Raw genomic sequence first — 17,772 nt, 5'->3', positions numbered from 1 at the left:
CTCAATCGGTGTGCACGGCACAGTGTACGCCGTAACGGAACCGTGTCCGACCGGCGAAGCGGCGGAAGGTTCGATCAGCCGAGCGCGGCCGACACGAGCCAGCGCTTCACGAGCGGCTGCGCGCCGACGAAGGCCATGCCCGCGTTGCGCACGGCCTTCGCGAGCGAGCCCGGCACCGCGAACAGCCGCTGCAGCCCGTCGGTCGCGACCATCAGCGCACGGATGTCCTCGCGGCGCGAACGCTCGTAGCGACGCAGCAGCACCGTATCGCCGAGGTTGCGGAAGCTTTCCTTGCCGGCGATCGCGTCGGCAAGCGCCGCGACGTCGCGCAGCCCGAGGTTCATCCCCTGCCCCGCGAGCGGGTGGATCAGGTGCGCGGCATCGCCGACGAGCGCGACGCGCGGCGCGATCAGCTTGTCGACCGTCTGCAGCGCCAGCGGGAAGCCGGCGGCCGGCGTCACGCAGTCGAGGGTGCCGACCTGCCCATGCGACACGCGCTCGACCTCGGCCGCGAGCTGCGCCGGGTCGAGCGCGAGCAATTCGTCCGCATGCGCGGTGTGCGCGGACCAGACGAGCGACACATGGCCGTCCGGCAGCGGCAACAGCGCGACGATCTCGCCTTCGTGGAACCACTGGTAGGCCGTCTCGCGGTGCGGCAGCGACGCCTTGAAGTTCGCGACGACGCCGGTTTGCCGGTAGTCGCGTCGCTCGACTTTGGCCCCCATTTGCGAGCGCACCCATGAATGCGCGCCATCGGCGCCGACGATGAGGTCCGCTTCCAGCACCTGCCCCGACGACAGCGTGAGCACGGCCGCGTCGTCGCGCACGTCGAAGCCCTGTGCGCGCGCGTCGAACCACGTGAGATTCGGCTGGAACCGCAGCGCGGCGTCGAGCGACGCCTCGACCAGCGACGATTCAGCGATCCACGCGAGCTGCGGCACGGAAGCCTGATACGCGGAGAAATGCAGTTCCGCGTGGGCATCGCCGTACACGCGCATGTCGTAGACCGGTGCGAGCCGGCTGTGATCGAGCGCCTGCCAGACCCGCAGCCGCTCGAGCAGCGCCTGCGAACTGGTGGACAGTGCGTAGACGCGCGTGTCGAATGCGAGATCGGCGGGGCGCGGCGTGGCCGGCTGGGCGAGCAAGGCTGTCTTGTAGCCGGACTGGGTCAGCGCGAGCGCGGCCGTCTTGCCGACGAGCCCGCCGCCGACCACGGCGACGTCGAAGGTGTGGTGGGCAGTCATGGCGGGCATTATAGCCGCGGGGCCAAACCCTTACGCGGCCGGACTTTGCGGGAAATCAGCAGAATCGCAGGCCGATGCCGCGGCGTGGCGGCCCGTCGCATCGGCCGTTCGGCGCCAGCCCGGAATCCGGGGCGCCGGCACGGTACAATAGCGCCTTTGACCGTCGGCCCGCCGCGCCCCAAGCGCCGGCCGCCCTTTTTTCCCGCGCCGCCGTGCCCTGTCCGGCCGCGCCGCCTTACCCGTCCGAAGGATTCCATGAGTCTCAAATGCGGCATCGTCGGCTTGCCCAACGTCGGCAAGTCCACCCTGTTCAATGCGCTGACCAAGGCCGGCATCGCCGCCGAGAACTACCCGTTCTGCACGATCGAGCCGAACGTCGGCATCGTCGAAGTGCCCGATACGCGCCTGAAGGCGCTCTCCGAGATCGTCAAGCCGGAGCGTGTCGTGCCGGCCGTCGTCGAATTCGTCGACATCGCGGGCCTCGTCGCGGGCGCGAGCAAGGGTGAAGGCCTCGGCAACCAGTTCCTCGCGAACATCCGCGAAACCGACGCGATCACGCACGTCGTGCGCTGCTTCGAAGACGAGAACGTCATTCACGTCGCCGGCAAGGTCAGCCCGATCGACGACATCGAAGTGATCAACACGGAACTCGCGCTCGCCGACCTCGGCACCGTCGAGAAGGCGCTCACGCGTTATTCGAAGGCGGCGAAGTCGGGCAACGACAAGGAAGCGGGCAAGCTCGTCGCCGTGCTCGAGAAGGTGCGCGCGCAACTCGACCAGGGCAAGGCCGTGCGCGGCCTCACGCTGTCGGACGACGAAGAGGCGCTGCTCAAGCCGTTCTGCCTGATTACCGCGAAGCCGACGATGTATGTCGCCAACGTGAAGGACGACGGTTTCGAGAACAACCCGCACCTCGACGCGGTCCGCAAGTACGCGGAAAGCGAGAATGCGCCGGTCGTGGCCGTGTGCGCGGCGATCGAGGCGGAAATCGCCGATCTCGACGATGCGGACAAGGAAGCGTTCCTCGCCGACATGGGCATGCAGGAGCCGGGCCTCGACCGCGTGATCCGCGCGGGCTTCAAGCTGCTCGGCCTGCAGACCTACTTCACCGCGGGTGTGAAGGAAGTCCGTGCGTGGACGATCCATATCGGCGACACGGCACCGCAGGCGGCCGGCGTGATCCACACCGACTTCGAGCGCGGCTTCATCCGCGCGCAGACGATCGCGTTCGACGACTACGTCACGTTCAAGGGCGAGCAAGGCGCGAAGGAAGCCGGCAAGATGCGCGCGGAAGGGAAGGAATATGTCGTGCACGACGGCGACGTGATGAACTTCCTGTTCAACGTCTGAGCGTCGCGTTATCGTCTCAGTGAAAAGCCCGCTTATGCGGGCTTTTTTCTTTTCGGTGCACCGGCCTTGTCATGACTGGCTCCGATGACCGGATTTCGATCCGGTCACGTTGGGCGCAAAACTGATTGCGCTCGTCTGATCGACACGCGCTGTCAGCGCAGCAACCCTCTGGTGAGTTCCGGCCACAGCGACGAATGCTCGCGGCGGAACATGCCGACGTGCCCAATTGCGCGGCCGTCGGGATTTTCTGGATGGATGAAGTGGACGTCGGACCTGGCTCTCGGCAGCAGGCGCAGCCAATCTGCGATATTGGCCGGCGTGGCAAGCGGATCGTCGGTTGCGGCCACAATGGTGACGGGAGCGGTAAATTCGTCGTAGTAGTGGCGTGCCACCCCTGCTCCGAATTCGTTCGCCACATATCCCGGCCGACGGCACCATCGGGCCCACTGAAGTCCGATACACGGCGGCAGATCATCGCCCCAGCCGAGTACCCTGGCCGGAACGTAACCGAGCAACCGAACGGAAATCGGCACATACATATGCGCAAGCAGCAGGGCCGCGAAACGCTTTGGCCAGCGAATGTTGCCGACATACCCGGAAGACGCAGAGATGGCGCACAACGAACGAACCGACGCATGATTCGGCATCAGGCCGACCAGTTGCGCGCCTGCGCTATGTCCGATCAAATGTGCGTCGTGCGCACCGGTTTCGCCAAGGAGCCACTCGAGCGCCGCGGGCATGTCGAGTTGCCCCCAATCCTGTTTCCGCGCTCGGGATTGGCGAACGTGATTCGTACCGAGCGACGCGCCGATCCCCCGATAATCGAATACAAACGTCGAATGGCCGTCTTTGCGCAGCCAATCCGCGAACGGGAAATAAAAGGATTGTCGGATTCCTGTCGCGGGGCAGATGAGCACGGGGGAACGATCGCCGTCGGACGCCGGGAAATAGGTTCCCTTGAGCTGGAATCCGTCGCGGGCGGCGAAAGCAATGCTGACGCGCGGTGTCGAACGCTCGGTCATTGTTTCGACTTCGATACAGTCGACGAACGACAAGGCGTATCGATCGCGCAATTGGATATCAGGCTCTGCCTGATAATGGCGATCATCAACAAAGGACACCAAATTGATTCATCCATCGATTCACCTCGGTAATCGAAGCAACCAATGTAAGAGCAAGTCTTTGTTGATGAAATCAGACGAGTTCGATTATTACGCGCTAGTTGCGCGTTGCTTCTTGCCTCTGACGACGAGTCGCGCGTCGATTTTTTCCGCCGCATCGGATAAAAAAGCAAATGGCCCGACCGGCAAACGCCGATCGGGCCATTTTTCGTGACGCGGGCTTTCCGCCCGCCATCACTTCACTCCATCACATCGCCGACGCGCGCCGCCCTTCACTCGCCTGCGCATCGCGGCCACGCTTGTTCAGCCACGACGCGAGCAGCACGATCAGCGCCAACACTGCCGTCGCCCCCACTTCCATCCGGTGATCCTCGCTCACGAGCATCACGGTCAGCGTGCCGCAGATGAACACGATCACCAACCACGTGAGCCACGGGAACAGCCACATCCGCAGCGTCAGGTCCGCGCCGGTCGATTCGAGCGTCTTGCGCATCCGCAGTTGCGAGATCGCGATCACGAGATACACGAGCAGCGCGATCGCGCCCGACGTCGCCAGCAGGAAGCCGAACACCTGTTCCGGCATCAGGTAGTTCGCGATCACGGTCACGAAACCGAACGCGGTCGATGCAAGCACGGCCGCGCGCGGCGTACCGGTCGAATCCGTGCGGTGCAGGAACGCCGGTGCGTCCTTGCGCTTGGACAGCGAGAACAGCATCCGCGACGCGGTGTACAGCGCCGAATTCAGGCAGCTCGCGACCGACACGAGCACGATCACGTCGATGATCGCCTTCGCATTCGGGATGCCGATCAGCTCCATCGCGCGCTGATACGAGCCGTGCTTCGGCAGCAACGGGTCGTTCCACGGCACGATCGCCGCAACGACGAGAATCGAGCCGAGATAGAACAGCGTGATGCGCCAGATCACCGAGTTGGTCGCGCGCACGATCTGGCGTTGCGGGTTGTCCGATTCGGCGGCCGCGATCGTCACGATCTCGGTGCCGAGGAACGAGAACATCGTCGTCAGCATCGCCGCGAGCACCGCGCCTGCGCCGTGCGGCATGAAGCCGTCATGCACGAACAGGTTCGACACGCCCGACACCGCCGGCGCCGGAATGATGCCGACGATCGCCGCCCCGCCGATGCACAGGAACACGACGATCGCGACGACCTTGATCAGCGCGAACCAGAATTCGAATTCGCCGTAGTTCTTGACCGAAAAGAGGTTGGTCACCGTCAGCACCAGCGTGATGCCGAGTGCGAAGGCCCAGGTTGCAACACCAGGGAACCAGGCATTGAGGATGGTCGCGGCGGCGGTCGCCTCGATCGGAATCACGAGCACCCAGAACCACCAGTACAGCCAGCCGATCGAGAAACCGGCCCAATGGCCGATCGCGCGATCGGCATAGGTGGAGAACGAGCCGCTGTCCGGATGCGCAACGGCCATCTCGCCGAGCATGCGCATCACCAGCACGACCAGCACACCCGCGATCGCATACGCGAGGATCGACGCCGGGCCGGCTTCGGCGATGGCGTGGCCGGAGCCGACGAACAGGCCCGCGCCGATCACGCCGGCAATCGACATCATCGTCACGTGCCGCTGCTTCAGGCCCGTACCGAGGCCTGTGTTGCTTCCACTCATCTGTCTCTCTCCAAAAAACGGTTCCGGTATGGCCGGGCATCGCGTGAAGGCAGCACGGGGGATTGTGGTTCTTGAGCCGGGCCGGATGCGGCGCCTGCACGGGATGCGGGCGCGGAGCCGGATCGGGGGCCGTTCCGGAAACGGTGCGCAATGCAGTCTGCGAAGCTGCAGGTGCGATGCCGCGCGCAAGGCGCCGGCGCATCGCGTGCGCCCTTTCCGTCGGCTTTCGTCAGCTGCCTTCGAAGCGAAGGAGTGTAAGCATCAAACGGTTCTTCACTAAGAACCAATTGAAGAATTTCGATGGAACCACTTGTTGCATCGACGTCGATCGATGCAACGCTTGTACCCGTTTGCGATGGTTCGCGAGCGCGCCGAAAGCATCCGACGATGCCGGGCCAGCCAGACGCAACCGGCGCGTCAGCGCGTGCCGCGCGCCATCTCGTCGCGCCATTTGGCGGGGACGACGGCCTGCCATTCTCGCAGAAGCAGGTTTTTCACGGCGTCCGGATGGGCCGCCGACAGCCGCACCAGCACGATCGGCCAGCCGACGTAGTGATCCGTCACGTAATACACATCGGGTTCCGATTCGATCAGCCACGCACGCTCGTCGGGGCCGACACCCTTCACGACGAGCGTGTCGCCGTCCTCGCGCAGCCGCGCGAGCATCTTGCCCTTCACCCTGAGTGCGGGCGTGCCGTACGACGTGCCTTCCTCGACGCCGCGCCACGCCAGTGCGATCTGCCGGACTTCATCGAATGTCATGGGGCCTCCCGGTTGGATGCCTTCGATTCACGATCCGGCCACCCTACCGGAATTCGCGAAGACGTACCGGCCGAAACGCACCTATCCGCGCGCCGCACGGGCGGCTGTCGACGCACGCCCCGTCGTCGCGACGATCGCGAAGGCGATCGCATTGGCGGCGGCGCTGGCCAGGATCGGCACGAGATAGCCACCGCCCGCGTCGTAGATGAAGCCGGCCGCGGTCGGTCCGATCAGCGTGCCGAATGCGACGCTCGTATAAAGCACGCCGATGATCCCGCTCACGTTGCGGCCGCCGAAATAGTCCATCACGACCGCCGGTAGCACCGCGACCCAGCCGCCGTAGAACACGCCGAACACGAGTGCGAATGCCGCAAGCGTCGCAACGGTGCCGGCGCCGGCCCACGCGACGAGCGCGACGGCCATGCCCGCGAACATCGCAAGCAGCGAAGTGCGGCGGCCGAAGCGGTCGGCGAGGCCGCCGAGGAAGAAACGGCCGGCCGTGCTGCCAACGCCGATCGCGCCGAGCAGCAGCACGGCCGTCGATGACGAGACGCCATGATCAAGCGCGTACGGCACGAGATGAACGAACGGGACGAACACGCCGAACGAGCAAATGAGGCATGCCGCGTAGAGGCTCGCGAACGGGCGCGACGTGACGGCTTCGCGCACCGTCGCGCCGGCAGGCGCCGAAGCGGCGACCGGCGTGCGGCCCGCCACGGCACCGGACACCGAAGCCCCCGCGTCGCGGACGGTGACGTTCGCGCCGCCGCCTTCGACGGGCTCATGCGCCGCCGCCCCATCCGGCAGCAGCCCCCGCCCGCGCGGATCGTTCTCGATCAGCAACGACATCCCCGCGCCGATCACGACCGCGATCACGGCCAGCGTGAAATACGCGCCGCGCCAGCCGACATGCGCGATCAGCGTGGACGCAAGGGGCGGCATCACCAGCGTGCCGACGCCGATCCCGGCGACCGCGCGCCCCGACGCGAAGCCGCGCCGGCGCACGAACCAGCGCTGCACGGCGCCGACGGCCGGCACGTACGCGCAGCCGACGCCGAGGCCGACACCGAGCCCGTACGCGACATAGACCTGCACCAGCGTATGCGCGGCGCCGGCAGCCGCAAGCCCGATGGCCGTCAGCAGCATCCCGGCGACGGCAAGCCGCCGCGAGCCGAAGCGGTCGGCCAGCGGCCCGCTGACGATGCCGAAACCAAAATACAGGAAGCCCGCAAGCGAGAACACGAGCGAGATCTGCCCGCGCGACGCGGCGAAATCCCGCTGCAGCGACTCGACGAACGCGCTGAACGTGTAGGCGCTGCCGAAACCGACGAACGTGACGGCAAACGCGGCGGCAACCACGTACCAGCCGTAGAAAAGGCGCGACGCGCCCGGGCGGTTCATGACGATGCTCCTCTCAGGTTCCACCGGCCGCCAGGCGGCGTCCGGATTGCCTCATGGATATAGTTGAACTATGTTGATCGCATCGGCCGCCGACAGGCAGTCGCGAAGCATGTGATCCAATGCGTCAACGGTACTCGCGCGTACACCTCGTCTCAAACGATATTTCGACGGACTTTCGATTTAGAAAAACTAAATGAATCGTTCCCGCCTACCGCCTCTCAACGCGCTGCGCGCCTTCGAAGCAGCTGCCCGCCACCTGTCGGTGAAAGCGGCTGCCGAGGAGCTGTCGGTCACGCCCGGCGCGGTGAGCCAGATGATCCGCACGCTCGAGACGCATCTCGGCGTGCAGCTGTTCGAGCGCGTCAACCGCGGCATCCTGCTCACGGCCGCCGGCCGCGACTACCTGCCGCCGGTGCGCAACGCATTCAGGCAGATCGCCGATGCGTCGCAGCGCGTGTCGGGTGCTGCCGACAGCGGCGTGCTGACGGTGAGCGTCACGCCTTTCTTCGCATCCGCGTGGCTCGTCCCGCGCCTCGCGCAGTTCCGGGAGGCCTGCCCTGACGTCGACCTGCAGGTCGTCACGAGCCACGCGCTCGCGGATTTCTCGCGCGATGGCGTCGACGTCGCGATCCGTCACGGCCTCGGGCGCTACATCGGGCTGTGCAGCGAGCGCCTGTTGACGGTGGAGATCGTCGCGCTCGCGTCGCCCGAACTCGTCGCGCGGCTCGGCATGCCGGCGACGCCCGCCGATCTCGTCGGCTGGCCGCAGCTGCACGACGCCGAGCGCAAGGGCTGGCACATCTGGTTCGGCGCGCAGCGGATCGACGATTTCGGCCCGCCGCGCGGCCCCGCGTTCGACGATTCGGGCCTGTTGCTGCAGGCGATCGTCGCCGGCCAGGGCGCCGGGCTGCTGCCGGCCGCGATGGTGCGCGGCGAGCTGGCAAGCGGCCGGCTCGTGCAGCTCGCCGACGTCGCGTGGCTCGACGATTTCGCGTACTACCTCGTCTATCCGCCGCATCACGCGGAACGGCCAAAGGTCGCGGCATTCCGTCGATGGATTCTCGACGCCGCACTGGCCGACGGCGCGGCATCGATGTCCGGCGCGTCGTAGCGCCACTCCCCCGGCGCGGCGCGGTTTCTCTGCCGATCGGCTAACATGCGGCCCGGCACCGATAACAACAGACCGAGAGAGACCATGCCTGCCCTGCTCCGCCGCGCCACGCGCATCGCGACACTGTCCGCCGCATGCTTCGTTGCGTGCGCCGCGTTGCCCCTTCCGGCACACGCGTACCGCGCACCGCCCGGCTACAGTAACGAAGCCGATCTCGACCGACACGACACGTATCGCAACCGCGACGGCGACACCGTGCACGCCCCCGCGCATTCGAAATCGGGCCGCGTGCCCGAAGGCGCGAGCGCGCGCTGCCGCGACGGCACGTACAGCTTCAGCCGTCACCGGCGCGGCACGTGCTCGGGGCACGGCGGCGTCGCCGCGTGGCTGTAGCCTCGGCCGAACGGCCATACGAACCGCAGCGGCCACCCGCCGCTGTCAGCGACACTCGGCGGCGAAGTACAATAGCCGCTCGCGCCGCCGACACGCGGCGACGCCGCCGCGCCGCGCGCGGCACGCTCCGTACCGAATCACCCGACGCCGCCACGCCCGCGCGCTGCGCGGCAGTCTCAACCACTTCTGAATTTCACACCGAAATGGCCCAATACGTTTTCACGATGAACCGGGTCGGCAAGATCGTGCCGCCCAAGCGCCAGATCCTGAAGGACATCTCGCTGTCGTTCTTTCCCGGCGCGAAGATCGGCGTGCTCGGCCTGAACGGCTCGGGCAAGTCGACGCTGATCCGCATCATGGCGGGCGTCGACAAGGACATCGAAGGCGAAGCGACGCCGATGCCGAACCTGAACATCGGCTACCTGCCGCAGGAGCCGCAGCTCGACCCGACGAAGACGGTGCGCGAAGCCGTCGAGGATGGCCTCGGCGACCTGTTCCAGGCCAACAAGAAGCTCGAGGAAATCTACGCGGCGTACGCGGAGCCGGACGCCGACTTCGACGCGCTCGCAGCCGAGCAGGCGAAGTACGAAGCGATCCTCGCGTCGAGCGACGGCGGCAGCCCCGAGCAGCAGCTCGAAGTAGCCGCCGACGCACTGCGCCTGCCGCCGTGGGATGCCAAGATCGAACACCTGTCGGGCGGTGAAAAGCGCCGCGTCGCGCTGTGCAAGCTGCTGCTCGAAAAGCCCGACATGCTGCTGCTCGACGAACCGACCAACCACCTCGACGCGGAATCGGTCGACTGGCTCGAGCAGTTCCTGGTGCGCTTCCCGGGCACCGTCGTCGCGGTCACCCACGATCGCTACTTCCTCGACAACGCAGCCGAGTGGATTCTCGAACTCGACCGCGGCCACGGCATTCCGTGGAAGGGCAACTACAGCAGCTGGCTCGACCAGAAGGAAGAGCGCCTGAAGCAGGAAGAAGCGTCGGAATCGGCGCGCCAGAAGGCGATCAAGAAGGAACTGGAGTGGGTGCGCCAGAACCCGAAGGGCCGCCAGGCGAAGTCGAAGGCACGTATCGCGCGCTTCGAGGAGCTGAACAGCCAGGAATACCAGAAGCGCAACGAAACGCAGGAAATCTTCATCCCGGTCGGCGACCGCCTCGGCAACGAAGTGATCGAGTTCAAGAACGTCAGCAAGGCGTTCGGCGACCGCCTGCTGATCGACAACCTGAACCTGAAGATCCCGGCTGGCGCGATCGTCGGCATCATCGGCCCGAACGGCGCCGGCAAGTCGACGCTGTTCCGGATGCTCACGGGCAAGGAACAGCCGGATTCGGGCGAAGTCGTGATGGGGCCGACCGTGAAGCTCGCGTACGTCGACCAGAGCCGCGACGCGCTCGACGGCACGAAGACGGTGTTCGAGGAAATCTCGGGCGGCGCCGACGTGTTGACGGTGGGCAAGTACGAAACGCCGTCGCGCGCGTACATCGGCCGCTTCAACTTCAAGGGCGGCGACCAGCAGAAGATCGTCGGCAACCTGTCCGGCGGTGAACGCGGCCGCCTGCACCTCGCGAAGACGCTGATCTCCGGCGGCAACGTGCTGCTGCTCGACGAACCGTCGAACGACCTCGACGTCGAAACGCTGCGCGCGCTGGAAGACGCGCTGCTCGAATTCGCGGGCTCGGTGATGGTGATCTCGCACGATCGCTGGTTCCTCGACCGGATCGCGACGCACATCCTCGCGTTCGAAGGCGATTCGCAGGTCACGTTCTTCGACGGCAACTACCAGGAGTACGAAGCCGACAAGCGTGCGCGCCTCGGCGAGGAAGCCGCGAAGCCGAAGCGCCTGCGCTACAAGCCGATCAGCCGCTGACCAGCTCGACCCCACGGGCCCGGCACTGCGGCAACGCAGGGCCAGGCACCGAGGGTGGCCGCTTCAGGAGCGGCACAACAAAAAAGCGGGCCACTGGCCCGCTTTTTTTATCCGATGGCCGCTGCTCGCTTGCCGCCTACGCGAGCGCGCCCAGTTCGCGCAGCCGCGCCTCGGTCGCCGCCGCACTCGTGTGATGAATGCCGTGCCAGCCGAGCGCCGTCGCGGCCGCGGCGTTCTTCGCGTTATCGTCGATGAACACCAGTTCGTGCGGCGCGATGCCCGGCAAGTGCGGTTCGATCCGCGCGTGCATCTCGCGGTAGATCGCCGGATCGGGTTTCACGAGCTTCACACGGCCCGACACGACGATCTCCTTGAAACGCCGAAGCACCGGGAAGTTGTCCCACGCATACGGGAATGTCTGCGCGGACCAGTTCGTCAGCCCGAACAGCGGCATCCCCTGCGCGTCGAGCCGGTCAACGAGCGCGGCGCCTTCGTCGAGCACGCCGCCGATCATCTCGTGCCAGCGCGCGTAGAACGCGCGGATCAGCGCCTCGTGCGCCGGGAACTTCGCGACGAGCTCGGCCGTGCCTTCCTCGATCGTTTGCCCGCCGTCCTGGCGGATCACCCAGTCCATCGCGCACACGTGCGTGAGAAACCAGCGACGCTCCGTGTCGTCGGGAATCAGCTCCCGGTAAAGGTACTCGGGGCTCCAGTCGATCAGCACGCCGCCGAAATCGAACACCACAGCCTTGATCGTCATGCGAACTCCGTCGCAAGAACGTCAGCGAGCGGACGCGGCGTCACCGGGTTGCCCGACAGCGTATTGTTTTGCCATACGAAGTGATGGTGCGCGACGATCTGCGCGGCCGACAGGTGCGTGCGCTCGTTCGTCGTGTGCAGATCGGACACGACCGTCGTCCGGTAGCCGAGCAGCGCCGCACGGCGCGCGGCCGAATCGACGCAGAACTCGGTCGCATAGCCGCAGATCAGCACCGAACGGATACCGTGGCGGTCGAGCTGCGCCGCGAGCGGTGTGTCGTGGAACGAATCGCTCACCTGCTTGCGCACGCGCCAGTCGTCGCTCCCGACGGCCAGCCCCGCATGCAGCTCCCAGCCCGGCGTGCCGGGCACGATGTCGTCGTCCGCATCGCCGTCATGCTGCACGAAGCACACGGGCGCGTTCGCCGCGCGTGCCGCCGCCGTCAGACGGTTGATGCCCGATACCACGTCATCGAGCCGGTAAGCGGGCTGCGCCCGCTGCACCAGCCCGCGCTGCATGTCGACCACGATCACTGCGGTGCCTGCCATTGCTTGCCCTCGGTTGTGTCGCTCGGCCGTGGTCCGGCCGTTATCGCTTGTCGTGTCAGATCGGCTGCGTGCGTGCGTCGAGCCACGCCTTCGCATCGCCGCTCAGGTGCCGGCCGACGCGCTCACGCACCGTCGCGTGATACGTGTTCAGCCACGCGCGCTCGTCGTCGTGCAGCATCTCGATCAGCACGCAGCGCGTGTCGATCGGGCACAGCGTCAGGGTCTCGAACGCGAGGAAATCGCCGAATTCCGTCTGCCCGGCCGCGCGGTTCACGACCAGGTTCTCGATCCGGATGCCCCACTGGCCGGGACGGTACACGCCCGGCTCGATCGACGTGATCATGCCCTCTTCCATCGCCGTGTGCGGCTCGGCCGGCGCGTAGTGCGAGATCACCTGCGGGCCTTCGTGCACGTTCAGGAAGTAGCCGACGCCGTGCCCCGTGCCGTGGCCGTAGTCGAGCCCAGCCGCCCACATCGGTGCGCGCGCGATCGCGTCGAGCATCGGCGAGCGGATGCCGCGCGGGAAGCGGGCGCGCGACAGCGCCATCATCGACTTCAGCACGATCGTGAAATCGCGCCGCTGCAGGTCGCTGACGGTGCCGACCGGCACGACGCGCGTGATGTCGGTCGTACCCGTCACGTACTGGCCGCCCGAATCGATCAGCAGCAGGCCGTCGCCGGCGATCGTCGCGTGCGACTCCGGCGTCGCGTGGTAGTGCGGCATCGCACCGTTCGCGTTGAAACCGGCGATCGTCGCGAAGCTCGCCGACACGTAGCCGGGGCGCCGCGCACGTGCGGCCGTGAGTTTTTCCTCGATCGTCAGCTCGGTGATCGTCTCGCGGTTCACGGCCTGCTCGAACCACGTGAAGAATTCCGCGAGTGCTGCGCCGTCGTGTTCCATCGTCACGCGCACGTGCTCGATCTCCGCGGACGTCTTGCGCGACTTCGCGAACGTCGACGGATTCACGGCCTCGACGAGCTTCACGCCGGCCGGCACGGCCTCGAGCGTGCCGAACGTCACGCGGCGCGGGTCGATCAGCAGCGTCGCGCCGTCAGGCAGCGCCGCAAGCGCGGCGCGCGCGGCGTCGTAGGCGCGAACGTCGACGCCATCCTTCGCGAGCGATGCGGCCAGCGCCGGCGACACCTTGCCGTCGGCGACGAACAGCGTCGCGCGATCGGCGCCGATCATTGCGTGCGCAACGAATACGGGATTGAAGTTGACGTCGGCGCCGCGCAGGTTGAACAGCCATGCGAGGTCGTCGAGCGTCGACACGAAATGCCATTGCGCACCCTGCGCGTGCATCGCGCGGCGCACTTCGGCCAGCTTGCTCGCGCGCGTCGTGTCGGCCTGCGGCGCCGTGTGCTCGAACACCGCGTCGCCGGGCAGACCCGGCCGCTCGGGCCAGATCGCGTCGAGCAGGTCGAGGTCGGTGCGCAGCGCGATGCCGCGTGCGTTCAGCGCGCTCGTCAGCCCGCGTGCGGCCGCGACGCCGAGCACGGCGCCGTCGACGCCGACCGTCGCACCGGCCACCACGTTCTGCGCGAGCCAGTCGACGTGCGGCGCGCTCTGCTGCCCGCCCGTCATCTTCATCAGTTGCACGCCCGTGCCGGCCAGTTCGGCATCGGCCTGCACCCAGTAGCGGCTGTCGACCCACAACCCCGCGAAATCCGCGGTCACGACCAGCGTGCCGACCGAGCCCGTGAAGCCGGACAGCCAGCGGCGGGCCTGCCAGCGCTCCGGCAGGTACTCGGACAGATGGGGATCGGCGGACGGCACGAGATAGGCGGCCAGGTCCTCGCGGGCCATGGCGCCACGCAGCAGCGCGAGGCGGGCCGGCACCGGCGAGACTTCGGGAAGACGGGCATTCATGATTTCACCTGAGAACATTCAGCGACGGGCCGACAGCGCAACCGTCACGGCTACGACGAGGAACGCGACACCGGTGCAGACCGGCCATTCGAGCGTCTCGCCATCGTAAAACAGTCCCGAGAGATTGCCGGCCATGCGGGCCGCGCCCGCGCCGACGATGCCGGCGAGCACCGCGATCCACCACGCCGGCCGGCCCGTGCGCCGCATCGGATGCAGCCATCGGCCGAACAGCCCGACGGCCGCTCCCAGGACAAGGATTCCAAACCAGTTCATTCGACGCCTTCTATAAATTCAGATTCGTCCCATAGGCGTGAACGTTGCCAGCGGCTAGCATCGATTCATCCATCGAACCCGAGACCAGCCGGGTGCCGCCAACATTCGAGTGTAGGGGCCGACTCGACGTTATGGCAAGCGCGCGCCGGCGGCCGTATTGAAGAAACTCTCATGCGAATCGCTCTGATCGATCCGGACGCGCGCCATGCCGCGCTCCTGAACCGCCTGCTCTTTGCGGGTGGTCATGTGTGCCACGCGTTTCCGTCCAGCACGGCGTTCTTCGAGTGGCTCGCCACCGACACCTGCGACATGCTGATCACCGGCCATTGGGCCGGCGACCAGCCGGCCGAGGAAGTCATTCCGCGCGCGCAGACCATCCTGCCCGGGCTGCCGGCCATCGCCGTGATGCAGTTGCCGCGCGAAAGCGAAATCGTGTCGTGCCTGCACGCGGGCGCCGACGATTGCCTCGTGCGCCCCGTGAGCGGGCCCGAGATGCTCGCGCGCGTCAACGCACTGAGCCGGCGCGCCGGCGTGCGCCGGCCACCCACCCGCTCGCGCGAAATGTATGGCGAATACGCTTTCGACGCCACGCACTGCCTTGTTCGCTTCGGCGACGCAATCGTTTCACTCACGCCGAAGGAGTTCAGGTTTGCGCAGTTGCTGTTCACGAACCTGTCGCGGCCGGTGTCGCGCGCCCATATCCTCGAAACGGTGTGGGCGCGCCGCCGCGACATGAAGTCGCGCACGCTCGATACCCACGCGTCCCGGCTGCGCAGCAAACTGCAACTGCTTCCGGAGCGCGGCTACCGGCTGCTGCCGCTCTACGGCTACGGCTATCAGCTCGACCGCGTGCCGATCGAGCCCCCAAATTCGCGGCCCCGGCACGCTGATGCCCGGTATGCGGCGAGTGAGGAAATCGCTGAAACGCTATAATATGGGGCTAAACGATAGCCCTCGATATGCAACTCCTCACGATCGGAATCAATCACCACACTGCGCCTGTCGCCCTGCGCGAACGCGTGGCGTTTCCGCTCGAGCAGATCAAGCCGGCTCTCGTCACGTTCAAGAACGTGTTTCTCGGCCCGCAGGCACCCAATACGCCCGAAGCGGCGATCCTCTCCACCTGCAACCGCACCGAACTGTATTGCGCGACAGACGATCGCGCGGCACGCGAAGGCGCGGTCCGCTGGCTGTCGGAGTATCACCGGATTCCGGTCGACGAGCTCGCGCCGCACGTCTATGCACTGCCGCAATCGGAAGCGGTCCGGCACGCATTCCGCGTCGCATCCGGCCTCGATTCGATGGTGCTCGGCGAAACCCAGATTCTGGGCCAGATGAAGGACGCCGTCCGCACCGCGACGGAAGCCGGCGCACTCGGCACCTATCTGAACCAGCTGTTCCAGCGCACGTTCGCGGTGGCGAAGGAAGTGCGCGGCACGACCGAAATCGGCACGCAGTCGGTGTCGATGGCCGCCGCCGCGGTGCGCCTCGCGCAACGGATCTTCGAAAAAGTGTCCGATCAGCGCGTGCTGTTCATCGGCGCCGGCGAGATGATCGAGCTGTGCGCCACGCACTTCGCTGCGCAAGGCCCGCGCGAACTCGTCGTCGCGAACCGTACGGCCGAACGCGGCCAGCGGCTTGCCGAACGCTTCAACGGCCGTGCAATGCCGCTCGCCGATCTGCCGACCCGCATGCACGAATTCGACATCATCGTGTCGTGCACGGCGTCGACGCTGCCGATCATCGGCCTCGGCGCAGTCGAGCGCGCGGTGAAGGCGCGCCGCCACCGCCCGATCTTCATGGTCGACCTCGCGGTGCCGCGCGACATCGAGCCCGAAGTCGGCAAGCTGAAGGACGTGTTCCTCTATACCGTCGACGATCTCGGCGCGATCGTGCGCGAAGGCAACGCATCGCGCCAGGCCGCGGTCGCGCAGGCCGAAGCGATCATCGAAACGCGCGTGCAGAATTTCATGCAATGGCTCGACACGCGCAGCGTCGTGCCGGTGATCCGTCACATGCATACGCAGGCCGACGCGCTGCGCCGCGCCGAAGTCGACAAGGCGCAGAAGCTGCTCGCGCGCGGCGACGATCCGGCCGCCGTACTCGAAGCGCTGTCGCAGGCGCTGACCAACAAGCTGATCCACGGCCCGACGAGCGCGCTCAACCGCGTGAACGGCGCCGATCGCGATTCGCTGATCGACCTGATGCGCGGCTTCTACCAGCACGCACCGCGCTCGAACGACCAGTCCGGCCACTAGCGCCGGCCGCTCGCCCTGCCGCCGGCCGCGTGCCGGCCTATCCTTTCCGAATACCCCTTGCCCGGGAGCGCCGCTCCACACCATGAAGACGAGCATGCAACGCAAGCTCGACCAGCTGTCCACACGGCTGGCCGAACTGAACGACCTGCTGAGCCGCGAAAACGTCACGGCCGACCTCGACCAGTACCGCAAGCTCACACGTGAACACGCGGAACTCGGCCCGGTGGTCGAACAGTACGCGCTGTGGCGCCAGTCGCGCAGCGACGAGACGGCTGCACAGGAACTGCTCGGCGATCTGTCGATGCGCGACTTCGCGGAAGACGAAATCCGCAGTGCGCGCGAGAGCATGTCCCGCCTCGAGACCGAGCTGCAGAAGATGCTGCTGCCGAAGGATCCGAACGACGAGCGCAACATCTTCCTCGAAATCCGTGCGGGCACGGGCGGCGACGAATCGGCGCTGTTCGCGGGCGACCTGCTGCGCATGTACCTGCGCTTCGCGGAACGCCAGCGCTGGCAGGTCGAAATGATGTCGGAAAGTGCGTCGGATCTCGGCGGCTACAAGGAAGTGATCGTGCGGATCGCGGGCCAGGGCGCGTATTCGCGCCTGAAGTTCGAATCGGGCGGCCATCGCGTGCAGCGCGTGCCCGCCACCGAAACGCAGGGGCGCATCCACACGTCCGCGTGCACGGTCGCGGTGATGCCGGAAGCCGACGAAATCGGCGAGGTCGAGATCAATCCGGCCGACCTGCGGATCGACACGTTCCGCGCGTCCGGCGCGGGCGGCCAGCACATCAACAAGACCGATTCGGCAGTGCGCGTCACGCACATCCCGACCGGGATCGTCGTGGAGTGCCAGGACGACCGTTCGCAGCACAAGAACAAGGATCGCGCGCTGAAGGTGCTCGCCGCGCGCATCAAGGACAAGCAGTATCACGAGCAGCACGCGAAGGAAGCCGCGACGCGCAAGAGCCTGATCGGCTCCGGCGACCGCTCGGAACGGATCCGCACGTACAACTTCCCGCAGGGCCGGATGACCGACCACCGGATCAACCTGACGCTGTACCGGCTCGAGGCGCTCATGGACGGCGACCTCGACGAACTGATCAGCGCGCTGGTCAGCGAACACCAGGCCGAACTGCTCGCGTCGCTCGGCGATGCCGACTGAGGCCGC

16 protein-coding genes are annotated in these 17,772 nt (G+C 66.7%); 7 read left to right on the top strand and 9 right to left on the bottom strand.

Features of this window, described 5'->3' with window-relative positions:
• Window positions 1-74 precede the first annotated feature (74 nt).
• Complete coding sequence (locus tag BCEP18194_RS08140; RefSeq protein ID WP_011350808.1) at window positions 75-1,253, bottom strand: UbiH/UbiF family hydroxylase; 1,179 nt, start codon at window positions 1,251-1,253, stop codon at window positions 75-77.
• 246 nt (window positions 1,254-1,499) lie between these two features.
• On the opposite strand from BCEP18194_RS08140, the gene ychF reads away from it, so the two are divergent.
• Entirely contained in the window at window positions 1,500-2,594 is a 1,095-nt protein-coding gene (ychF, locus tag BCEP18194_RS08135; protein ID WP_011350807.1) for a redox-regulated ATPase YchF, read from the top strand.
• 152 nt (window positions 2,595-2,746) lie between these two features.
• On the opposite strand, the gene BCEP18194_RS08130 is transcribed toward ychF, so the two are convergent.
• The 4 genes from BCEP18194_RS08130 to BCEP18194_RS08115 all read right to left on the bottom strand — a co-directional run bounded on the left by BCEP18194_RS08130 (window position 2,747) and on the right by BCEP18194_RS08115 (window position 7,517).
• Window positions 2,747-3,715, bottom strand: coding sequence for an alpha/beta hydrolase family protein (locus BCEP18194_RS08130; protein WP_244272916.1), 969 nt, complete (start codon window positions 3,713-3,715; stop codon window positions 2,747-2,749).
• A gap of 247 nt (window positions 3,716-3,962) precedes the next feature.
• Window positions 3,963-5,354 (bottom strand): GABA permease, encoded by a 1,392-nt coding sequence (gene gabP, locus BCEP18194_RS08125; RefSeq protein WP_011350805.1) that lies wholly within the window; start codon window positions 5,352-5,354, stop codon window positions 3,963-3,965.
• Between the two features lie 417 nt (window positions 5,355-5,771).
• Window positions 5,772-6,116 (bottom strand): MmcQ/YjbR family DNA-binding protein, encoded by a 345-nt coding sequence (locus tag BCEP18194_RS08120; RefSeq protein WP_011350804.1) that lies wholly within the window; start codon window positions 6,114-6,116, stop codon window positions 5,772-5,774.
• 81 nt (window positions 6,117-6,197) lie between these two features.
• The gene (locus BCEP18194_RS08115; RefSeq protein ID WP_011350803.1) at window positions 6,198-7,517 is read right to left on the bottom strand and encodes an MFS transporter; all 1,320 of its coding nucleotides are present in this window, start codon (window positions 7,515-7,517) and stop codon (window positions 6,198-6,200) included.
• A gap of 193 nt (window positions 7,518-7,710) precedes the next feature.
• Here BCEP18194_RS08115 and gcvA point away from each other — a divergent pair, with 193 nt between their 5' ends.
• The 3 genes from gcvA to ettA all read left to right on the top strand — a co-directional run bounded on the left by gcvA (window position 7,711) and on the right by ettA (window position 10,892).
• Window positions 7,711-8,628, top strand: a complete 918-nt coding sequence (gene gcvA, locus BCEP18194_RS08110) for a transcriptional regulator GcvA (protein ID WP_011350802.1) — start codon at window positions 7,711-7,713, stop codon at window positions 8,626-8,628.
• An 84-nt stretch (window positions 8,629-8,712) separates the two neighbouring features.
• Window positions 8,713-9,021 (top strand): DUF3761 domain-containing protein, encoded by a 309-nt coding sequence (locus tag BCEP18194_RS08105; protein ID WP_041492731.1) that lies wholly within the window; start codon window positions 8,713-8,715, stop codon window positions 9,019-9,021.
• A 203-nt stretch (window positions 9,022-9,224) separates the two neighbouring features.
• Window positions 9,225-10,892: an energy-dependent translational throttle protein EttA gene (gene ettA / locus BCEP18194_RS08100; protein ID WP_011350800.1), complete on the top strand. Its 1,668-nt coding sequence runs from the start codon at window positions 9,225-9,227 to the stop codon at window positions 10,890-10,892.
• Window positions 10,893-11,028: 136 nt separating this feature from the next.
• Here the strand turns inward: ettA and BCEP18194_RS08095 are convergent, their stop codons facing one another.
• The 4 genes from BCEP18194_RS08095 to BCEP18194_RS08080 are packed head-to-tail and all read right to left on the bottom strand — an operon-like array spanning window position 11,029 to window position 14,343.
• Window positions 11,029-11,652: an HAD family hydrolase gene (locus BCEP18194_RS08095; RefSeq protein ID WP_011350799.1), complete on the bottom strand. Its 624-nt coding sequence runs from the start codon at window positions 11,650-11,652 to the stop codon at window positions 11,029-11,031.
• A complete protein-coding gene (locus BCEP18194_RS08090) occupies window positions 11,649-12,200 on the bottom strand; it encodes a cysteine hydrolase family protein (protein ID WP_011350798.1) in 552 nt (183 codons plus the stop codon). The genes BCEP18194_RS08095 and BCEP18194_RS08090 overlap by 4 nt, the downstream gene beginning before the upstream one ends.
• A gap of 55 nt (window positions 12,201-12,255) precedes the next feature.
• Window positions 12,256-14,070, bottom strand: coding sequence for an aminopeptidase P family protein (locus tag BCEP18194_RS08085; protein WP_011350797.1), 1,815 nt, complete (start codon window positions 14,068-14,070; stop codon window positions 12,256-12,258).
• 18 nt (window positions 14,071-14,088) lie between these two features.
• Complete coding sequence (locus tag BCEP18194_RS08080; RefSeq protein ID WP_011350796.1) at window positions 14,089-14,343, bottom strand: hypothetical protein; 255 nt, start codon at window positions 14,341-14,343, stop codon at window positions 14,089-14,091.
• A 171-nt stretch (window positions 14,344-14,514) separates the two neighbouring features.
• Between BCEP18194_RS08080 and BCEP18194_RS08075 the strand changes: the two genes are divergently transcribed.
• From BCEP18194_RS08075 to prfA, 3 genes are all read left to right on the top strand, one after another.
• On the top strand, window positions 14,515-15,276 hold the full coding sequence (locus BCEP18194_RS08075) for a response regulator transcription factor (protein WP_011350795.1): 762 nt from the start codon (window positions 14,515-14,517) through the stop codon (window positions 15,274-15,276).
• Between the two features lie 26 nt (window positions 15,277-15,302).
• Complete coding sequence (gene hemA / locus BCEP18194_RS08070) at window positions 15,303-16,601, top strand: glutamyl-tRNA reductase (RefSeq protein WP_011350794.1); 1,299 nt, start codon at window positions 15,303-15,305, stop codon at window positions 16,599-16,601.
• A gap of 82 nt (window positions 16,602-16,683) precedes the next feature.
• Window positions 16,684-17,766 (top strand): peptide chain release factor 1, encoded by a 1,083-nt coding sequence (prfA, locus tag BCEP18194_RS08065; RefSeq protein WP_011350793.1) that lies wholly within the window; start codon window positions 16,684-16,686, stop codon window positions 17,764-17,766.
• Window positions 17,767-17,772: the final 6 nt, after the last annotated feature.

Source organism: Burkholderia lata (genome assembly GCF_000012945.1).
GTDB classification, from domain to species: domain Bacteria; phylum Pseudomonadota; class Gammaproteobacteria; order Burkholderiales; family Burkholderiaceae; genus Burkholderia; species Burkholderia lata.
Note: the sequence above shows the minus strand (reverse complement) of the source record. Positions and strands in the feature narration are given on the sequence as shown.

Bases quoted from the DNA above. Each gene is read 5' to 3' on its own strand.
- BCEP18194_RS08140 (WP_011350808.1), bottom strand. From the start codon at position 1,253: ATGCCCGCCATGACTGCCCACCACACCTTCGACGTCGCCGTGGTCGGC.
- ychF (WP_011350807.1), top strand. From the start codon at position 1,500: ATGAGTCTCAAATGCGGCATCGTCGGCTTGCCCAACGTCGGCAAGTCC.
- gabP (WP_011350805.1), bottom strand. From the start codon at position 5,354: ATGAGTGGAAGCAACACAGGCCTCGGTACGGGCCTGAAGCAGCGGCAC.
- BCEP18194_RS08120 (WP_011350804.1), bottom strand. From the start codon at position 6,116: ATGACATTCGATGAAGTCCGGCAGATCGCACTGGCGTGGCGCGGCGTC.
- BCEP18194_RS08115 (WP_011350803.1), bottom strand. From the start codon at position 7,517: ATGAACCGCCCGGGCGCGTCGCGCCTTTTCTACGGCTGGTACGTGGTT.
- gcvA (WP_011350802.1), top strand. From the start codon at position 7,711: ATGAATCGTTCCCGCCTACCGCCTCTCAACGCGCTGCGCGCCTTCGAA.
- BCEP18194_RS08105 (WP_041492731.1), top strand. From the start codon at position 8,713: ATGCCTGCCCTGCTCCGCCGCGCCACGCGCATCGCGACACTGTCCGCC.
- ettA (WP_011350800.1), top strand. From the start codon at position 9,225: ATGGCCCAATACGTTTTCACGATGAACCGGGTCGGCAAGATCGTGCCG.
- BCEP18194_RS08095 (WP_011350799.1), bottom strand. From the start codon at position 11,652: ATGACGATCAAGGCTGTGGTGTTCGATTTCGGCGGCGTGCTGATCGAC.
- BCEP18194_RS08090 (WP_011350798.1), bottom strand. From the start codon at position 12,200: ATGGCAGGCACCGCAGTGATCGTGGTCGACATGCAGCGCGGGCTGGTG.
- BCEP18194_RS08085 (WP_011350797.1), bottom strand. From the start codon at position 14,070: ATGAATGCCCGTCTTCCCGAAGTCTCGCCGGTGCCGGCCCGCCTCGCG.
- BCEP18194_RS08080 (WP_011350796.1), bottom strand. From the start codon at position 14,343: ATGAACTGGTTTGGAATCCTTGTCCTGGGAGCGGCCGTCGGGCTGTTC.
- BCEP18194_RS08075 (WP_011350795.1), top strand. From the start codon at position 14,515: ATGCGAATCGCTCTGATCGATCCGGACGCGCGCCATGCCGCGCTCCTG.
- hemA (WP_011350794.1), top strand. From the start codon at position 15,303: ATGCAACTCCTCACGATCGGAATCAATCACCACACTGCGCCTGTCGCC.
- prfA (WP_011350793.1), top strand. From the start codon at position 16,684: ATGAAGACGAGCATGCAACGCAAGCTCGACCAGCTGTCCACACGGCTG.